Genomic DNA, 16,925 nt, shown 5'->3' on the forward strand with positions numbered 1-16,925 from the left:
AGGTGTTCTGCGGTCGGGCGCAGGCCGCCGCGGCCGCCGATTCCGACGATGCCGTCGATGACGAGCGCGGCGCGGCGGATGGCCCGTTCGCCGTCGCCTCCCTCGCCTGCGGCGGGCACCGCCCGCCCGCCCGCGGCACGGAGGGCGGCGAGGCCGCCCCGGTGCGTACGGTCGGGGGCGAGCAGGACCGCCGTGACGCCGGCGCCGCGGCGCGCGAGGCGGGCGCCGGCGTAGAGTGCGTCGCCGCCGTTGTCCCCGCTGCCGACGAGCAGTGCGACGCGGGCGCCGTAGACCCGGCCGAGCAGATCGGCGCACGATGCTGCCAGGCCGGCCGCGGCGCGCTGCATGAGCGCCCCCTCCGGCAACCGCGCCATCAACTCCCGCTCGGCGCCCCGCACGGTCTCCACGCTGTACGCAGTCCTCATGCCCCCAGTCTGCCGGGTTGTGGGCAGCCGTTCTTCAGGGCGGAACGGACACACTCCGGCCACCCGGTTGTGGGCATTCGTTCCGCGGGGCGGAACGAATGCCCACAACGCGGCGTCACAACGGCGGGTCACCCCTCCGCGATGACCACAGCGGACGCGACCCCCGCATCGTGGCTGAGCGAGACATGCCATTCCCGAACGCCCAGTTCCGCCGCCCGGGCCGCCACCGTGCCCCTGACCCGCAGGCGAGGGCGGCCGCTGTCCTCCGTGAAGACCTCCGCGTCCGTCCAGTGGAGTCCGGACGGGGCGCCCAGCGCCTTGGCCAAGGCCTCCTTCGCGGCGAACCGGACCGCCAAGGATGCGACCCCGCGCCGCTCCCCGCTCGGGAGCCACAGTTCGCTCTCGACGAAGACTCTCCGCACCAGCCCCGGCGTACGCTCCAGCGCCTCCGCGAAGCGGTCGATCTCGGCCACGTCGATGCCCACCCCGATGATCACGCGCGCCCCTGCCCGGCCGATCCGGTCACTCGACCGTGACGGACTTGGCGAGGTTGCGCGGCTGGTCGACTTCGTTGCCGCGGGCCGTGGCCAGTTCGCAGGCGAAGACCTGCAGCGGCACGGTGGCGACCAGCGGCTGGAGCAGGGTCGGGGTGGCCGGGATGCGGATGAGGTGGTCGGCGTAGGGCACGACCGCGTCGTCGCCCTGCTCCGCGATCACGATCGTCCTCGCGCCCCGGGCCCGGATCTCCTGGATGTTGGAGACGATCTTGTCGTGGAGCACGGACCGCCCACGCGGCGACGGCACGACCACGACCACCGGCAGGTCATCCTCGATCAGCGCGATCGGCCCGTGCTTCAACTCGCCCGCCGCGAAGCCCTCGGCGTGCATGTACGCCAGCTCCTTGAGCTTGAGCGCGCCCTCCAGGGCCACCGGATACCCCACGTGCCGCCCGAGGAAGAGCACCGTGTTGTTGTCCGCGAGCGTCCGCGCCAGCTCCCGTACGGGCTCCATCGTGGCGAGCACCTGCTCCACCTGCGTGCTGATCGCGGACAGTTCGCGGATCATGGAGCGGACCTCGTCGCCCCACTTCGTGCCGCGCACCTGTCCCAGGTACAGGGCGACCAGGTAGCAGGCCACCAGCTGGGTGAGGAAGGCCTTGGTCGACGCGACCGCGACCTCGGGCCCGGCGTGGGTGTAGAGGACCGCGTCCGACTCCCTCGGAATCGTCGAGCCGTTGGTGTTGCAGATGGCGAGCACCTTCGCGCCCTGCTCGCGCGCGTGCCGGAGCGCCATCAGCGTGTCCATGGTCTCGCCGGACTGCGAGATGGCGATGACGAGCGTCCGCGGGTCGAGGATCGGGTCCCGGTAGCGGAACTCGCTCGCCAGCTCGGTCTCGCAGGGGATCCGAGTCCAGTGCTCGATCGCGTACTTGGCGATCATCCCGGCGTGGAAGGCGGTCCCGCACGCCACGATGACGATCTTGGTGACCTCGCGGAGTACGGAGTCGGGGATGCGGACCTCGTCCAGCGACAGCGAGCCCGCGACGTCGATCCGGCCCAGCAGCGTGTCGGCCACGGCCTTCGGCTGCTCGGCGATCTCCTTGAGCATGAAGTAGTCGTAGCCGCCCTTCTCGGCGGCGGAGGCGTCCCAGTCGACGTGGTAGTCGCGCACCTCCGCGGGCGCCCCGTCGAAGTCGGTGACCGTCACCCCGTCGCGGCGCAGCTCGACGACCTGGTCCTGGCCGAGCTCGATGGCCTCGCGGGTGTGCGCGATGAACGCGGCGACGTCGGAAGCCAGGAAGGCCTCACCGTCGCCGACGCCGACGACCAGCGGCGAGTTACGGCGCGCCCCGACCACGACGTCCGGATCGTCCGCGCTCACGGCGACGAGCGTGAACGCGCCCTCCAGCTGCCGGCACACCTGCCGCATCGCCTCGGCCAGATCGCCGCTGGAGGAGAAGGCCTCGGCGAGCAGGTGGGCGACGACCTCGGTGTCGGTGTCGGACGCCAGCTGGTGACCGCGGTCGGCCAGCTCGGCGCGCAGCGCGGCGAAGTTCTCGATGATGCCGTTGTGGACGACGGCGACGCGTCCCGCGTTGTCCAGGTGCGGATGGGCGTTGGCGTCGGTGGGCGCGCCGTGGGTGGCCCACCGGGTGTGCCCGATGCCAGTGGTGCCGCTCGGCAGCGGCCGGTCGGCCAGCTCCTTCTCGAGGTTGGCGAGCTTGCCCGCCTTCTTGGCGGCGGCGAGCCCGCCGTCGGCGAGCACGGCGACCCCGGCCGAGTCATAGCCCCGGTACTCCAGCCTCTTGAGGCCGGCGATCACGACGTCGAGGGCCGACTGCCCTCCCACATAGCCAACGATTCCGCACATGGCCGCAGCCTACGTCGCCTGCGTCCGTGTATCGCTCACCGGCCGCCCTCCATCCGGTCGATCGCCTCCCGGACCATCGAGAGGTACTCCGCCTCCTCGCAGCGCGGCTTGCTCCCCGGCTCGTAGAGGTCGAGGCAGTCGGCGAGGTCCTCCCGCACGTCCTCGTCCGGCAGTTCGGCGGCCAGATCGCTCTGGATCCGGGCGGCCAGATCGCGTTGTGCCAGGCGCTCCGCGGTCACTCGCTCCGCTCGGCGTCTGACGAGGTCACGCAGGCGTACGGGCATGCGCGAGGGCATGTGTGCGGGCATGGCGTCCATGGTGTCCCCCCATGGGTGGTGTTTTCGGCTCTGTCCCCCGCGGTGAAAGTAGCGGTCAACGCGCCCCAGGTACAGACATTTCGTGAACGTACTCCCTGAATGCCGCAATCAGGCCCGGGCGCGGTACGCCCGCATCGCGAGCGGGAAGAACACCGCGGCTATCCCGGCCGCCCACACCAGCGACCACAGCACCGGCGCCGCGACCGCTCCGCCGACGAGCAACCCGCGGAAGGCGTCCGACAGATGGGTCACAGGATTGACGTCCACCCACGCCTGGAGCCAGCCCGGCATCGTCTCCACCCGTACGAACGCGCTGCTGGTGAAGGTGATCGGGAAGATCAGCGTGAAGGCGAACGCCTGCACCTTCTCCGCATCGCCCGCCAGCATGCCGATGAGCACAGCGCACCACGACACGGCCGCGGCGAAGGCGATCAACAGCAAGGCGCCCGCCAGGAACCCGCCGAGCCCGGCGTGAATACGGAAGCCGAGCAGCGTACCCAGGGCGATCATCAGCAGCATCGCCCACAGATGCTTGGACAGATCGGCCGTGATCCGGCCGAACAGGGGCGCCGACCGGGCTATCGGCAGGCTCCGCAGCCGGTCGAAGACCCCTTTGGTCAGATCGGTGTTCAGCGCCATCGCTGTGTACATGGTCATGAACAGCGTGTTCTGCACGATGATCCCGGGCAGCGCGTACTGCAGATACTCCCTGGGCGACCCGGCCATCTGCCCGCCGAGGACATACGTGAAGAGGAACACGAACATGATCGGCGTGATGCTGTAGTCCACCAGCTCCAGCGGGTTGTGCCTGACCGCCACCAGGCTGCGCCAGGCCATGGTGGACGTCTGCCGGAGCGCGGCGCCCGGCCGCACCCGGCCGCTCTTGTTCAGCGGGGCGGTGATCGTCGCGGCGGTCATGACGCACTCCCCACTCTCTCGAACTCGCCCTCGTCCGGGGCGGCCTCCTCGGCCTTCTCCGGCTCGGCCCGGTGCCCGGTCAGCGCCAGGAACACCTCGTCGAGGGAGGAGCGGCGCAGCGTCAGCTCGCGCAGCGCTATCCCCGCCTGGTCCAGCCGCCGTACGACCGCGGGCATCAGCGCGGGGTCGTTCACCGGAGCGGTGATCACCTCGCCCTCGATCCGGGTCTGCGAGCCCGCCGCCTCGGCCACCAGCGCATGGGCCGTGACCAGATCCGCAGCCGTCACCGGCCGCAGTTGCAGGACCTGGCCCCCGACCTGGGACTTCAGATCGTCCGGCGTACCGTTCGCGATCACTCGGCCCTTGTCGATCACCACGATCTCGTCCGCGAGCTGGTCGGCCTCGTTCAGATACTGGGTCGTCAGCAGCGCCGTCATACCCTCGGCGACCAGGCCGCGCAGCATGTCCCACAGCTCGCCGCGGCTGTACGGGTCGAGACCGGTGGTCGGCTCGTCGAGGAAGAGGATCTGCGGCCTGCCCACCAGGCTCGCCGCCAGGTCGAGACGCCGCCGCATGCCCCCGGAGTACGTCTTCGTCGCCCGCCCGGCCGCATCGCTCAGCTGAAAGCGGTCCAGCAGCTCGGCGGACCGCGCCCGCGCCTCGCGCCGCGGCATGCCCAGCAGCCGGCCGATCATCAGCAGGTTCTCGGTGCCGGTCAGATTCTCGTCCACCGCCGCGTACTGCCCGGTCAGCCCGACGACGGAGCGCACCAGGCCGGCCTCCCGCACCACATCATGACCGGCGACCATGGCTCTCCCGCCGTCGGGCCGGAGCAACGTGGCGAAGATCCGGACCGCGGTCGTCTTCCCCGCTCCGTTGGGGCCCAGCATCCCGAGCACGGTGCCGGTGCGCGCGGCCAGATCCACTCCGGCCAGCGCCTGGGTCTCCTTGAAGCGTTTGGCCAGGCCCTCCGCCTGAATCGCGTACGTCATGGAACTCCCCTTGCGTCTGCAGGCCTCCGTCGCGGCGTCCACTTCTAGCCACAACTGTGACGTGTGCCACCGACATTCCGCGGAGCCTGTGGACAACCCCGGAACGCGACCCCCACCCAGCCCCGGCCGACCCCCTCCGCGGCCCCACGCACCCCCCTGCGCCTCCCCGCGAGCGTGAGCGAGACCACGCCCCGCCCCCCGCGGCCAGCCCCGACAATGAGGTACGTGACGATCACCTCACCCGCGGCAGCGCCGCCGCGCGGCGCCGACCGGCGCCGGCCCGAGACCAGCCCGTACGTAGATCTCACCCGCGCCGAGTGGAGCGCCCTGCGGGAGAAGACGCCGCTGCCGCTGACCGCCGAGGAGGTCGAGCGGCTGCGCGGCCTCGGCGACGTGATCGACCTCGACGAGGTGCGCGACGTCTACCTCCCGCTGTCCCGGCTGCTCAACCTCTACGTGGGCGCCACCAGCAGCCTCCGCGGTGCGCTCAACACCTTCCTCGGCGACGCGGGCAACGGCCACGGCTCGCAGCCCGGCACCCCCTTCGTCATCGGCGTCGCGGGCAGTGTCGCCGTCGGCAAGTCGACCGCCGCCCGCCTCCTCCAGGCGCTGCTGGCCCGATGGCCCGAGCACCCGCGCGTGGAGCTGGTCACCACCGACGGCTTCCTGCTGCCCAACGCCGAACTGCACCGCCGCGGCCTGATGTCCCGCAAGGGCTTCCCCGAGTCCTACGACCGCCGCGCCCTGACCCGCTTCGTCGCCGACGTGAAGTCCGGCAAGGACGAGGTGACGGCCCCCGTCTACTCGCACCTGATCTACGACATCGTGCCCGGCGAGCGGCTGACCGTACGCCGCCCGGACATCCTCATCGTCGAGGGCCTCAACGTCCTGCAGCCCGCCCTGCCCGGCAAGGACGGCAGGACCCGCCTGGGCCTCGCGGACTTCTTCGACTTCAGCGTCTACGTCGACGCGCGCCCCGAGGACATCGAGCGCTGGTACCTCGGCCGCTTCCGCAAGCTGCGCGAGACCGCCTTCCAGAACCCCTTCTCGTACTTCCGCAAGTACACCCAGGTCTCCGAGGACGAGGCCCTGGACTACGCCCGCATGATCTGGCGTACCGTCAACCGGCCGAATCTCGAACAGAACGTGGCCCCCACCCGGGGCCGTGCCACGCTGGTGCTCCGCAAGGGGCCCGACCACAAGGTGCAGCGCCTGTCGCTGCGCAAACTCTGAGGAGCACGACCGTGCTGCATCTCCGCCTGATCGTGCCCGCCGACCGCACCGACGAGGCCGTCGCGCGCATCGAGAAGCACATCGGGACCACGCACGTCGCGCTGTTGCCGGGCGCCGCCCGCGATCCGGTCGGCGACGTGGTCATGTGCGACGTCGCCCGGGAGTCGGCGGACGAACTGCTGGCCGAGCTGCGCGAGCTGGGCCTCGAGGAGGACGGCTCGATCGCCGTCGAGAACATCGACCTGTCCCTGTCGAAGCGGGCGGACAAGGCGGAGGCGGACGCCCCGGGCGAGGGCGCGGACGCCGTGCTGTGGGAGCACCTGGCCGAGTCCACGCACGAGGAGTCGACGCTCTCCGTCACCTACCTGGCATTCCTCGCCGTCGCGACGATGATCGCCGCCTGCGGCGTGGTGCTCGACAACGCCATCCTGATCGTCGGCGCGATGGCCGTCGGTCCGGAGTTCGGGCCGCTCGCGGGCATCTGCACCGCCCTGGTCCAGCGGGCGCCCGGGCTCGCCTGGCGCTCCCTGGTCGCGCTGCTCGTCGGCTTCGCCGCCGCCATGGCCCTGACCGCGGGCTTCAGCCTGATGATGGACGGCTTCGGCCTGTTCCACGACGACGACATCACGGCCGACCGTCCGAACACCGACTTCATCTGGAAGCCGGACTTGTTCTCGTTCGTCGTGGCCGTCCTCGCGGGCATCGCCGGGACGCTGTCCCTCACCTCGGCGAAGTCCGGTGCCCTGGTGGGCGTGGCGATCTCGGTCACCACCGTCCCGGCCGCCGCCAACGCCGCCGTCGCGCTCAGCTACGGCGAGTACGGCCAGGCCCGTGGCTCGACGGAGCAGCTCCTGCTGAACCTCGCGGGCATCGTCATCGCGGGCACGCTCACGCTGATCGCCCAGAAGATCTTCTGGGCGAAACAGCGCGATCGTACGGTGAGGGCCGCCCGGAAAGCGGCCTGAACCGGCGCTCCGGACCTGACCCAGGCCTGACTCGGACCTGACCCAGGCCTGACCCGGATCTGGCCCGGACCTGACCAGGCGGGACCGCACCGCCCCGAGGCCCCCGGCCTACCCCAGCGCGGACTTCACCACATCCGCCAGCCGCCCGGCCACCGACCGCGCGTGCTCGATGTCCGCGGCCTCGACCATGACCCGTACCAGCGGCTCCGTACCGGAAGGACGCAGCAGCACCCGGCCCGTGGCGCCCAGCTCGCGCTCCGCGTCCGCAACGGCTGCCGACAGCTCCTCGCACGCCCCGACCCGCGCCTTGTCCACGTCCCGGACGTTGATCAGTACCTGCGGCAGCCGGTCCATGACGCTCGCGAGATCCGCGAGGCTGCGGCCCGTGGCCGCCATCCGCGCCGCCAGCATCAGCCCGGTCAGCGTGCCGTCGCCGGTCGTCGCGTGGTCCAGGATGATCACGTGCCCGGACTGCTCGCCGCCCAGCGCATAGCCCTCGCTCTTCATCGACTCCAGCACGTACCGGTCGCCGACCGCCGTCTGCACCAGCCCGACGCCCTCGCGCTCCATGGCCAGCTTGAAGCCCAGGTTCGACATCACCGTGGCGACCACGGTGTTCTTCCGCAGCCCCCCGTCCTCGCGCAGCGCGAGCGCGAGGACGGCCAGGATCTGGTCGCCGTCGACCTCGTTGCCCGCCGCGTCCACCGCCAGGCAGCGGTCCGCGTCCCCGTCGTGCGCGATGCCCAGGTCGGCGCCGTGCTCGACCACCGCGGCCTTCAGCAGGTCCAGGTGGGTGGAGCCGCAGCCGTCGTTGATGTTGAGGCCGTCGGGGTCCGCACCGATGGTGATCACCTCGGCTCCGGCCCGCGCGAACGCCTCGGGTGAGACCCGCGAGGCCGCGCCGTGCGCCTCGTCGAGGACGACCCTCAGCCCGTCGAGCCGGTGCGGAAGCACCCCGATCAGATGGGCGACGTAGTTGTCGAACCCCTCGTCGTACGTCCGGACGCGGCCCACGCCCTCGCCCGTCGGCCGGTCCCACGGCTCGCCCGACGTGTGCTCCTCATAGACCGCCTCGATCCGGTCCTCCAGCTCGTCCGCGAGCTTGTGCCCGCCGCGCGCGAAGAACTTGATCCCGTTGTCCGGCATCGGGTTGTGGCTGGCGGAGAGCATCACGCCGAGGTCGGCGCCCAGCGCGCCGGTGAGATACGCCACCGCGGGGGTGGGCAGCACACCGACGCGCAGGACGTCCACGCCCGCGCTCGCGAGGCCCGCCACGACGGCGGCCTCCAGGAACTCTCCGGACGCGCGCGGATCACGCCCCACCACCGCCGTAGGCCGATGGCCCTCGAACGTACCCGCCTCGGCGAGCACGTGCGCCGCCGCGACCGACAGGCCGAGCGCCAGCTCCGCCGTCAGGTCCGCGTTGGCGACGCCGCGCACACCGTCCGTGCCGAAGAGTCGTCCCACTGGTGTCCTCCGAGTTGCATCGAAATTGCCGGCTCGTGAGCGCTGAGCGCCTGCTGCCTGTATACGCCCGGCTGCCCGCAGACCCATAGACGAACGCCCCGGCAGCACAAAGAAGTGCCGCCGGGGCGGTCGTACGGGTACGAGCGGTCAGCGCTTGCTGTACTGCGGCGCCTTACGGGCCTTCTTGAGACCCGCCTTCTTGCGCTCGGTCGCGCGGTCGTCGCGCGTCAGGAAGCCGGCCTTCTTCAGCGGGCCGCGGTTGTTGTCCACGTCCGCCTCGTTCAGCGCGCGGGCGATGCCCAGGCGCAGCGCACCGGCCTGGCCCGACACGCCGCCACCCGCGATACGGGCGACCACGTCGTAACGGTTGTCGAGCTCGAGCACCTTGAAGGGCTCGTTGACTTCCTGCTGGTGCACCTTGTTGGGGAAGTACTCCTCCAGGGTGCGACCGTTGATCTTCCACTGGCCGCTGCCCGGCACGATGCGGACGCGCGCCACGGCGTTCTTGCGGCGGCCGGTGCCGGCGGCCGGCTGGGGCTCGCCGAAGCGGGACGCCAGCGACTCGGAGGTGAACTCGGTCGCCTCGGGCGTCTCGGTGGTGTACTCCTCGACCTCGTCGAGGGGGGTCTCAGCGGTGGTCTCGGCCACGATTCTCCTCAGATTCTCTTCGTCTTAGGGGTGGCCGGACTACTGCGCGACCTGGGTGATCTCGAACGGGACCGGCTGCTGAGCGGCGTGCGGGTGCTCGGCGCCTGCGTAGACCTTCAGCTTCGAGAGCATCTGACGGCCCAGGGAGTTCTTGGGGAGCATGCCCTTGATGGCCTTCTCGATGGCCTTCTCGGGGTTCTTGTCCAGCAGCTCGTCGTAGCGGACGGACCGCAGACCACCCGGGTAGCCGGAGTGGCGGTAGGCCAGCTTCTGGGTCCGCTTGTTGCCGGAGAGGTGCACCTTGTCAGCGTTGATGATGATGACGAAGTCACCAGCGTCAACGTGCGGCGCGTACACCGGCTTGTGCTTGCCCCGGAGAAGGGTGGCGGCCTGGGAGGCCAGACGGCCCAGAACAACGTCGGTGGCATCGATGACGTGCCACTGACGCGTCACGTCGCCGGGCTTGGGGCTGTACGTACGCACGGTCGTAGCCTTCGCTTCTTCAGTGAGTGTGGTCCTGACAAGGCCACCCGGACGATCACGACAGCCCTGGCCGCACATCGGTGACGCAAACCGAGTGCCTGCCGCTGGTCATCGGCCCGGTGGACCGGCGTAACGGCCTCTCACGTGAGAACGAGCAAGCCAATACGCATAACGAACTGGCAGAATACCGGCCCGCCCCCGGACGGGTCAAAACAGGTCCTGCGGGACCGGCGCGCCCGGCCGTGGCCCGCACCCACTGGCCCCTCCTCTCACATGGGCCCCAGCGGCCTCCCGGATCGCCCGCGCACCAACCGCAATTTCTTCCGTAGGATGCGCGCCATGAGTTTTGGGCAAGGGGGGCCATCCGGCCCGGGGGGTCCGCAGCAGTCTCCGTCGCAGTCGGGGACTCCGGACTGGGGAGCGCTCGCGGACCGCACGGCGGCCCGCATGCGGCGGCGCCGCATGGTGCTGATGGTGGGCGGCGCGATAGCGACGGCGGCCGTGGCCGCGGTCGTCGCGACGGCGGTGGTCAACGCCAACAGCTCGGACGACAAACCGCAGTCCCTCCCCACGCCCGAGACCCTGCCCGCCGAGCCGGAGCAGCCGGAACCCACCTTCTCCGACGTCTCCGTACCGCCGCCGCCCGACCCGCTCGACTTCATCTCCGACGAGCGCAAGGACACCGCGCCGCTCAGCGCGAGCACCCTCTTCCCGGGCAAGTCCCTGACGATGAGCAGCCGTTCCTACGACAAGGGCGCCACGGCCACGACCAAGAGCTGTGGCTCCGCGGCCTCCGCCCGCCTCGCCCCGGCGCTCACGGGGAACGGCTGCGACCAGGTGATCCGCGCGAGCTTCGAGCGGGGCGGCGTGGCCGTCACCGTCGGCGTCGCCGTGTTCGACACCCAGGCGCAGGCGTCGAAGGCCAAGCAGCGGGCGTCCGGCAACATCCAGTCGCTCTCGGGCGGCGGCATCCCGTCCTTCTGCCGCGCGACGGCCTGCCGCCTGACCACCAACTCCATCGGCCGCTATGCCTACTTCACCGTCTCCGGCTACACGTCGGGCAAGGCGGTCACGGCCTCCGACATCAAGGCCCGGCAGGCGGGCAAGGACATCGCCGACTTCACGTTCGCGCGCATCGTCGACCGCGGCGAGGCGCAGGCCTCCGCAGCGGCCACGGCACAGACGACGAACTGAGCCGGCGTCCGAACGGCGACGGTCGACCGATATCGCATCGTCATCGAAAGCCCCTGGTCGGCACCGAGTTGTGGGCTCTTGAATGAGCAACCGTGCCCTCCTTCCGCTCTCTGATCACCTTCCCGCGCATGCTGCGCCACGGCTCGAGCGTCGGCACCGACCTGCCGCCCGACGAGGCCGTCGTCCTCGACGCCCCGGACGCGCCGCTGCGCGCCGCCCTGTCCGCCGCCGGTGCGGGCGACTTCGCGCCCGCGCGTGAGCTGCTCGCCGCGACGCGGCTCGGCGCCGAGTGGGAGCGCCGCGACGGATACGTCTCCGCACTCGCCGAGTTCGCCCTGCACAACCCGGGCTGGCTGGACGGCTGGCTCGCCGAGTCACCGGAGGACCCGGACGCACTGCTGGTCAAGGCCGACCTCTGCATCGACCAGGCGTGGCAGATCCGCAGTGCGGCCAGGGCCAAGGACGTCCCGCGAGACCAGTTCCGGGCGTTCTTCGCGCTGCTCGAGGACGCCGTCCCGGTGATCCGCGCGGCCGCCGAGCTGAACCCGACCGACCCGGTGCCGTGGCGGATCGCGCTCACCCACGCCCGCGGCATCCAGGCGCCCCGCGAGGTCTTCGACGCGTACTGGGAGCAGGCCATCGAGCGGGCGCCGCACCACTACGGCTGCCACACCACCGCCCTGCAGTACCTGTGCGAGAAGTGGTACGGCTCGCACGAGGAGATGTTCGCCTTCGCGGAACACGCCGCAGAACAGGCCCTCCCCGGCTCCAAACTGCACGCACTCCCGCTGCTCGCCGCGATCGAGTACGAGGTCGTGGCCGACGACACCGAGGACGGGCCGATCGCGGAGGGCCGTATCGAGGCGGCTGTCGAGCGCGCGCTCGAACTCTCCTCGTGGTACGAGCCGGGCGACCCGGAGATCGCCGGTGTCCGCAACCACCTCGCCCTGATGCTGCTGCGCGCCGGGCGGTGGACGGAGGCGCTGGAGGCCTTCCGGGCCATCGGCGTCCACGCCCGCAGCTTCCCCTGGGGCTACTTCGGCGAAGCGCGCCGGGAGTTCCTCGACTTCCGGACGGGCGTACGCATGCAAGTGGCCATGCAGATACCGTTCTTCGGCAGGCCGCCGCAGCCCCGGGCGACCCCGGCCGCCCACCCGGACTGGGCCCCGCACACGCTCGCCATCTGCGCGGCCGCCCCGCACAAGGTCGCACAAGCGGCCCTGCTCTGCAGCGCCTCGCTCAGGGTCGCCCCCGCCGGAGCCTCCGCCACGTACGTGGAGCTCGCCGCGGAACCGGGCACGCCCCGGCGGGGCACGCTGCTCGGCGAGGAGCCGCTGACCGCCGCCGTCGACACCCTGATCACGGGTGAGAAGTGGCCCGCGATCGTCCTCCACCGCAGCGGAGACCGCTACGGCTTCGCCCTCTTCCACAAGGGCAGGCGCATGGCAGGACACCAGTGGGACCCCGCCGCGCCGATCCCTTCCCTGGAGAATGCCTCCGTCACCGCCCGCGCCCTGGCCACGGCCTTCGCCCTCCCGGACGCACGGCCGCTGACGGCCCTGCTGCGCGGCTCGGACGAGGCCGCCCGCCGCCAGGCCGACCTGGTCAGGGGCCTCGGGCTGCCCGTCCCTCCGGGCGGCTTCGGCGACCGCAGAAACGTTCTTGAAGGCTTCCCCGGCGCCCAGCTCATCGTCCGCCGCGGTCTGCTGACCGGCCTCAGGGACTCGATGGCCACGGAGCCGGGCGCGATGCCGCAGGATACGGCCGCCCGGGCCTCCTCCGCCCGCCTCCCTGCCCGCTGGTGGATGCTGCGCACCCTGGCCCTGCTCGTCTTCCTCCCGGCCACGGCCTACGCCTGGTGGTCCCCCGACGTCGGCGCCCTGCGGGCCTCCCTCGCCACCTTCGCGACGCTCTACGTGGGCGGTCAGCTCCTCAGGGCCTGGCGCCGCCGACCGCAGGCGTGAGGCCCGGGCCTGCCGAGTGACACGGATCTCCCGGCGGCGGCCTCCTCGGGCGCGGCCCCCGGGTGATAGGCAGGTCGGACCTGCACCGATTCAGCACATGAGAGCTCATCCATGGCCCAGGACAGCGCCCCCGACCACCACATATTCGCGTTCGACCTCACCCGTGACGAGGCGCGCCGCCGCGCCGAGGTCGTGGCGGCACTGGGCCCCGACTGGGACCCGGCTGCCGTGATGGCGTCCGAGGACGAGGCGTACGACCTGCTCTACTCGGGCCTCGACGAGCAGCAGCAGAAGATCCACGACGAGCTCGTGACCGCCGGAGTCCTCCCCGCCCGGCCAGGGAGCGGCCATGCTCCCGCTTGACCCCGACGCCGACAAGGCACGCAGGGCCTGGCTCCCCTGTCCCCGGTGCCAGGACCACCGCGACTGTGCCACCTGCCTGGCGGGCCGCACTTGCCTGACCCACTGGCGCTATCTGCTGGCCAGCGCAGGACACCTGGTGCATCTGCAGTGCCCGGCCTGCACCCACATCTGGTCGGAGGACACGGCACCTCCCCGGCGCCAGTCGTGAAGAAAACGGCCGACCGAGTGTGGAGCATGAGCTTCCGCTTTAGCATCGCCGGATGAGTATCCGCCTCACGCTGCTCGCCGCCGCGCGCAGTTCCTCCCTGCTCGAGGTGCGATTCGGTGACGACCGCCCCCTCGACGTCTCGGGCTGGCACGAGGCCGAACGAGCCGCGCCCGCCCTCATCCACCTGGCCGCGGCGGACCTGCGCTACTGCTCGCCCTCACCCCGCTGCCGTGAGACCGGAAGGGTCCTCGGCTTCTCCCCGCTCGCCCAGCTCGCGCTGCGCGGCTGCGACATGGGCCGGTGGCACGGGCGCACCCTGGAGGAGGTGATGGCTCACGAGCCTCGTGCCGTCGACGCCTGGCTCGCCGACCCGCGGGCCGTGCCGCACGGCGGCGAGTCGCTGCTGACGTTCATATCCCGGGTGGGCGCCTGGCTCGACACCCGGCAGGCCGGCAACGACGGGCACATCCTCGCGGTGGCCGAACCCGACGTCGTACGCGCCGCTCTCGTCTATGCGCTCAAAGCACCGCCGCACTCCTACTGGAGCGTGGACATCAAGCCGCTCACCGCCATGACCCTCTCCCGGCGGGGCGGGCGCTGGAATCTGCTGCTGAAGAGCGTTCTCGAGGAGATCTGACGCCGGTGCCGAACCGGTCCGTCGCGGGGGACGGCCGGGGCCGGGTGGGCCGGTCTCAGCAGCAGCCCGCCCCCGGACCGGAAGCGGCCCCCGTACCCCCCGGCAGCGACCGCTTGTTCCGCGCCGCCAGGTTGCGTGCGGCCAGCTGGTCGTCCGGCGGGTAGCCGACCTCCTCCAGGGTCAGGCCGTGCGGGCGTACGACATTGACCGCGGAGTGCCGGACGCGGCCCGCCAGGACCGCGCGGGGGAAGTCCACCGGGCGGTGCCCGTCCCCGACCAGCAGCAGGGCCCCGACCAGGGCTCGCACCATGTTGTGGCAGAACGCGTCCGCCCGGACCGTCGCGACCGCCAGGCCGTGCTCCGTCCGCTCCCAGTGCAGGTCGAGCAGCTTGCGGATCGTCGTCGCGCCCTCGCGCTTCTTGCAGTACGCGGCGAAGTCGTGCTCGCCCAGCAGCCGCTTCGCGGCGTCGTTCATCAGGCCGATGTCCAGCGGCCAGTCGTGCCACAGCACGTAGCCGCGGCGCAGTGGGTCGACGCCGCCTCTGTGGTCACCGACCCGGTACGCGTAGCGGCGCCAGATCGCGGAGAAGCGCGCGTTGAAGCCGGGCGGCGCCTCCGCGACCTGCCAGACCCGGACGTCGTGCGGCAGCCGGCCCGCGAGCCGCCGCAGCAGCTTCTCCTGGTGCGCGGCCCAGACCTCCTCGGGCAGGTCCACGTGCGCGACCTGGGCGCGCGCGTGCACGCCCGCGTCCGTACGCCCCGCCACGGTCAGCTCGACCGGCTCGGGCAGCCGCATCACCGTCTGCAGGGCGCTCTCCAGCTCGCTCTGCACCGTACGGCGCTCCCGCTGCCGCGCCCAGCCGGAGAAGTCCTTCCCGTCGTACGCGAGGTCCAGCCGGACCCGTACGAGACCGGGCTCCACGTCGTCAGTCACCAAAGATCCTCTCAAGCGGCAAGCGGAACGGGCCCGCCCCCAGCAGTCTGGGGGCGGGCCCGTCCGTGACCACGCTCACACGAGCGTCAGGCGTCGGAGTCCTTCGACTCCCCGGCCGGGGCCTCAGCGGCCTCGTCCTTCGCCTCCGGGGCCTCGGCCTCGGCAGCCGCGTCCTTCTTCAGGTCCGCGACGGCCTGGTCACCGGCAGCGTCCTTGGCGGAGCGCTTGGTGGCGGCCTCGGCCTCACCCACCGCTTCCTGCTGCACGGTCAGGGCCTCGACCAGCTCGATGACCGCCATGGGCGCGTTGTCGCCCCGGCGGTTGCCGATCTTGGTGATCCGGGTGTAGCCACCCGGCCGGTTCTCGTAGCGCGGGCCGATCTCCGTGAACAGGGTGTGGACGACACCCTTGTCGCGGATCGTCTGCAGCACCAGACGGCGGTTGTGAAGGTCGCCCTTCTTCGCCTTGGTGATCAGACGCTCGGCCACCGGGCGCAGGCGACGGGCCTTGGCCTCGGTGGTCGTGATACGGCCGTGCTCGAACAGCGCGGTGGCGAGGTTCGCCAGCATGAGCCGCTCGTGCGCAGCGCTGCCGCCCATACGGGCGCCCTTGGCGGGCTTCGGCATGGTTCTTTCTCCTCGGTGTCTGCACCGGCCGTGTCAGGTACCGGTGTCAGTTACCGACGGGCTGTTGCCCGCCGGAAGTCTCTGCCCCAGCGCTGGGGCACCCGGCCGATCACCGGGCACCCCAGCCGGAGGCGTCTCAGTACTGCTCGGTCTCCACGAAGCCCGTGTCGCCCTCGTCCTCGGCGCCGAAGGCGTCCGCGGCGGCGGTCGGGTCGAATCCGGGCGGGCTGTCCTTGAGCGCCAGGCCCATGCCGGCCAGCTTCGCCTTGACCTCGTCGATCGACTTCGCACCGAAGTTGCGGATGTCGAGCAGGTCGGCCTCGGAGCGGGCCACGAGCTCGCCCACCGTGTGGATGCCCTCACGCTTGAGGCAGTTGTACGAGCGGACCGTGAGCTCGAGCTCCTCGATCGGCAGCGCGAGGTCGGCGGCCAGGGCGGCGTCCGTCGGGGACGGGCCCATGTCGATGCCCTCGGCGTCGATGTTGAGCTCACGGGCCAGGCCGAACAGCTCGACCAGGGTCTTGCCGGCCGAGGCCATGGCGTCACGCGGCCGCATGGCCTGCTTGGTCTCGACGTCGACGATCAGCTTGTCGAAGTCGGTGCGCTGCTCGACACGGGTCGCCTCGACCTTGTAGGTGACCTTGAGCACCGGGCTGTAGATGGAGTCGACCGGGATCCGGCCGATCTCCTGGCCCAGCTGCTTGTTCTGCACGGCGGAGACGTAGCCGCGGCCGCGCTCGACGGTCAGCTCCATCTCCAGCTTGCCCTTGCCGTTCAGCGTGGCGAGGACGAGGTCCGGGTTGTGCACCTCGACACCGGCCGGCGGGGCGATGTCGGCGGCGGTGACCAGACCCGGGCCCTGCTTGCGCAGGTACATCACGACCGGCTCGTCGTGCTCCGAGGAGACGACCAGCTGCTTGATGTTGAGGATCAGGTCGGTGACGTCCTCCTTGACGCCCGGCACGGTGGTGAACTCGTGCAGGACCCCGTCGATCCGGATGCTCGTGACGGCGGCACCGGGGATCGAGGAGAGGAGCGTACGACGCAGGGAGTTGCCGAGGGTGTAGCCGAAGCCCGGCTCCAGCGGCTCGATCACGAACCGGGAGCGGAATTCGTCGACGACCTCTTCGGTCAGTGAGGGACGCTGAGCGATCAGCATGGGGAATTGCCTCCAGTCTTCG

19 protein-coding genes are annotated in these 16,925 nt (G+C 71.3%); 7 read left to right on the plus strand and 12 right to left on the minus strand.

Translation table 11 applies throughout. From position 1 onward, the window contains the following. The 6 genes from ACTWQC_RS30270 to ACTWQC_RS30295 all read right to left on the minus strand — a co-directional run. On the minus strand, positions 1-425 hold a 425-nt coding region (locus tag ACTWQC_RS30270), incomplete at its 3' end, for an NAD(P)H-hydrate epimerase (RefSeq protein WP_443319036.1). 128 nt (positions 426-553) lie between these two features. Continuing rightward, entirely contained in the window at positions 554-922 is a 369-nt protein-coding gene (locus ACTWQC_RS30275) for a holo-ACP synthase (RefSeq protein ID WP_443319037.1), read from the minus strand. 25 nt (positions 923-947) lie between these two features. Beyond that, positions 948-2,795, minus strand: coding sequence for a glutamine--fructose-6-phosphate transaminase (isomerizing) (gene glmS, locus ACTWQC_RS30280; RefSeq protein WP_443319038.1), 1,848 nt, complete (start codon positions 2,793-2,795; stop codon positions 948-950). A gap of 35 nt (positions 2,796-2,830) precedes the next feature. Then, complete coding sequence (locus tag ACTWQC_RS30285) at positions 2,831-3,103, minus strand: hypothetical protein (protein WP_443319039.1); 273 nt, start codon at positions 3,101-3,103, stop codon at positions 2,831-2,833. A 117-nt stretch (positions 3,104-3,220) separates the two neighbouring features. Then, positions 3,221-4,030, minus strand: a complete 810-nt coding sequence (locus ACTWQC_RS30290; protein ID WP_443319040.1) for an ABC transporter permease — start codon at positions 4,028-4,030, stop codon at positions 3,221-3,223. Next, positions 4,027-5,022: an ATP-binding cassette domain-containing protein gene (locus tag ACTWQC_RS30295; RefSeq protein ID WP_443319041.1), complete on the minus strand. Its 996-nt coding sequence runs from the start codon at positions 5,020-5,022 to the stop codon at positions 4,027-4,029. The genes ACTWQC_RS30290 and ACTWQC_RS30295 overlap by 4 nt, the downstream gene beginning before the upstream one ends. Positions 5,023-5,238: 216 nt before the next feature. Between ACTWQC_RS30295 and coaA the strand changes: the two genes are divergently transcribed. Both coaA and ACTWQC_RS30305 read left to right on the plus strand, forming a co-directional pair. After that, positions 5,239-6,255, plus strand: a complete 1,017-nt coding sequence (gene coaA / locus ACTWQC_RS30300) for a type I pantothenate kinase (RefSeq protein WP_443319042.1) — start codon at positions 5,239-5,241, stop codon at positions 6,253-6,255. An 11-nt stretch (positions 6,256-6,266) separates the two neighbouring features. After that, positions 6,267-7,220 (plus strand): DUF389 domain-containing protein, encoded by a 954-nt coding sequence (locus ACTWQC_RS30305; RefSeq protein ID WP_443319043.1) that lies wholly within the window; start codon positions 6,267-6,269, stop codon positions 7,218-7,220. 108 nt (positions 7,221-7,328) lie between these two features. Here the strand turns inward: ACTWQC_RS30305 and glmM are convergent, their stop codons facing one another. The 3 genes from glmM to rplM all read right to left on the minus strand — a co-directional run bounded on the left by glmM (position 7,329) and on the right by rplM (position 9,818). Beyond that, positions 7,329-8,687 (minus strand): phosphoglucosamine mutase, encoded by a 1,359-nt coding sequence (glmM, locus tag ACTWQC_RS30310; protein WP_443319044.1) that lies wholly within the window; start codon positions 8,685-8,687, stop codon positions 7,329-7,331. Between the two features lie 147 nt (positions 8,688-8,834). Next, positions 8,835-9,335, minus strand: coding sequence for a 30S ribosomal protein S9 (rpsI, locus tag ACTWQC_RS30315; RefSeq protein ID WP_443319045.1), 501 nt, complete (start codon positions 9,333-9,335; stop codon positions 8,835-8,837). A 39-nt stretch (positions 9,336-9,374) separates the two neighbouring features. Beyond that, complete coding sequence (rplM, locus tag ACTWQC_RS30320) at positions 9,375-9,818, minus strand: 50S ribosomal protein L13 (RefSeq protein ID WP_443319046.1); 444 nt, start codon at positions 9,816-9,818, stop codon at positions 9,375-9,377. 339 nt (positions 9,819-10,157) lie between these two features. Here rplM and ACTWQC_RS30325 point away from each other — a divergent pair, with 339 nt between their 5' ends. The 5 genes from ACTWQC_RS30325 to ACTWQC_RS30345 all read left to right on the plus strand — a co-directional run bounded on the left by ACTWQC_RS30325 (position 10,158) and on the right by ACTWQC_RS30345 (position 14,184). Continuing rightward, positions 10,158-11,012 carry a hypothetical protein gene (locus ACTWQC_RS30325; protein WP_443319047.1) on the plus strand — a complete coding sequence of 285 codons (855 nt, stop codon included), beginning with the start codon at positions 10,158-10,160 and terminating at the stop codon, positions 11,010-11,012. Positions 11,013-11,104: 92 nt separating this feature from the next. Next, on the plus strand, positions 11,105-12,976 hold the full coding sequence (locus ACTWQC_RS30330; protein ID WP_443319048.1) for a hypothetical protein: 1,872 nt from the start codon (positions 11,105-11,107) through the stop codon (positions 12,974-12,976). Between the two features lie 111 nt (positions 12,977-13,087). Further along, positions 13,088-13,339: a DUF6400 family protein gene (locus ACTWQC_RS30335; RefSeq protein WP_443319049.1), complete on the plus strand. Its 252-nt coding sequence runs from the start codon at positions 13,088-13,090 to the stop codon at positions 13,337-13,339. Then, positions 13,326-13,547: a hypothetical protein gene (locus ACTWQC_RS30340; RefSeq protein ID WP_443319050.1), complete on the plus strand. Its 222-nt coding sequence runs from the start codon at positions 13,326-13,328 to the stop codon at positions 13,545-13,547. The genes ACTWQC_RS30335 and ACTWQC_RS30340 overlap by 14 nt, the downstream gene beginning before the upstream one ends. Before the next feature lie 52 nt (positions 13,548-13,599). Beyond that, entirely contained in the window at positions 13,600-14,184 is a 585-nt protein-coding gene (locus ACTWQC_RS30345) for a histidine phosphatase family protein (protein ID WP_443319051.1), read from the plus strand. Between the two features lie 55 nt (positions 14,185-14,239). Here ACTWQC_RS30345 and truA read toward each other — a convergent pair whose 3' ends face one another. From truA to ACTWQC_RS30360, 3 genes are all read right to left on the minus strand, one after another. Beyond that, positions 14,240-15,118: a tRNA pseudouridine(38-40) synthase TruA gene (gene truA, locus ACTWQC_RS30350; protein ID WP_443319052.1), complete on the minus strand. Its 879-nt coding sequence runs from the start codon at positions 15,116-15,118 to the stop codon at positions 14,240-14,242. Between the two features lie 86 nt (positions 15,119-15,204). Next, on the minus strand, positions 15,205-15,744 hold the full coding sequence (gene rplQ, locus ACTWQC_RS30355) for a 50S ribosomal protein L17 (protein ID WP_443319053.1): 540 nt from the start codon (positions 15,742-15,744) through the stop codon (positions 15,205-15,207). 136 nt (positions 15,745-15,880) lie between these two features. Beyond that, on the minus strand, positions 15,881-16,903 hold the full coding sequence (locus ACTWQC_RS30360; RefSeq protein ID WP_360853578.1) for a DNA-directed RNA polymerase subunit alpha: 1,023 nt from the start codon (positions 16,901-16,903) through the stop codon (positions 15,881-15,883). Positions 16,904-16,925: the final 22 nt, after the last annotated feature.

The sequence above is a fragment of the Streptomyces sp. 8N616 genome, from assembly GCF_052246385.1.
GTDB lineage: Bacteria > Actinomycetota > Actinomycetes > Streptomycetales > Streptomycetaceae > Streptomyces.

Coding starts and splice junctions, on each gene's coding strand:
- glmS (WP_443319038.1), bottom strand. CDS start 2,795: ATGTGCGGAATCGTTGGCTATGTGGGAGGGCAGTCGGCCCTCGACGTC.
- ACTWQC_RS30285 (WP_443319039.1), bottom strand. CDS start 3,103: ATGCCCGCACACATGCCCTCGCGCATGCCCGTACGCCTGCGTGACCTC.
- ACTWQC_RS30290 (WP_443319040.1), bottom strand. CDS start 4,030: ATGACCGCCGCGACGATCACCGCCCCGCTGAACAAGAGCGGCCGGGTG.
- ACTWQC_RS30295 (WP_443319041.1), bottom strand. CDS start 5,022: ATGACGTACGCGATTCAGGCGGAGGGCCTGGCCAAACGCTTCAAGGAG.
- coaA (WP_443319042.1), top strand. CDS start 5,239: ATGAGGTACGTGACGATCACCTCACCCGCGGCAGCGCCGCCGCGCGGC.
- ACTWQC_RS30325 (WP_443319047.1), top strand. CDS start 10,158: ATGAGTTTTGGGCAAGGGGGGCCATCCGGCCCGGGGGGTCCGCAGCAG.
- ACTWQC_RS30335 (WP_443319049.1), top strand. CDS start 13,088: ATGGCCCAGGACAGCGCCCCCGACCACCACATATTCGCGTTCGACCTC.
- ACTWQC_RS30340 (WP_443319050.1), top strand. CDS start 13,326: ATGCTCCCGCTTGACCCCGACGCCGACAAGGCACGCAGGGCCTGGCTC.
- ACTWQC_RS30345 (WP_443319051.1), top strand. CDS start 13,600: ATGAGTATCCGCCTCACGCTGCTCGCCGCCGCGCGCAGTTCCTCCCTG.
- rplQ (WP_443319053.1), bottom strand. CDS start 15,744: ATGCCGAAGCCCGCCAAGGGCGCCCGTATGGGCGGCAGCGCTGCGCAC.
- ACTWQC_RS30360 (WP_360853578.1), bottom strand. CDS start 16,903: ATGCTGATCGCTCAGCGTCCCTCACTGACCGAAGAGGTCGTCGACGAA.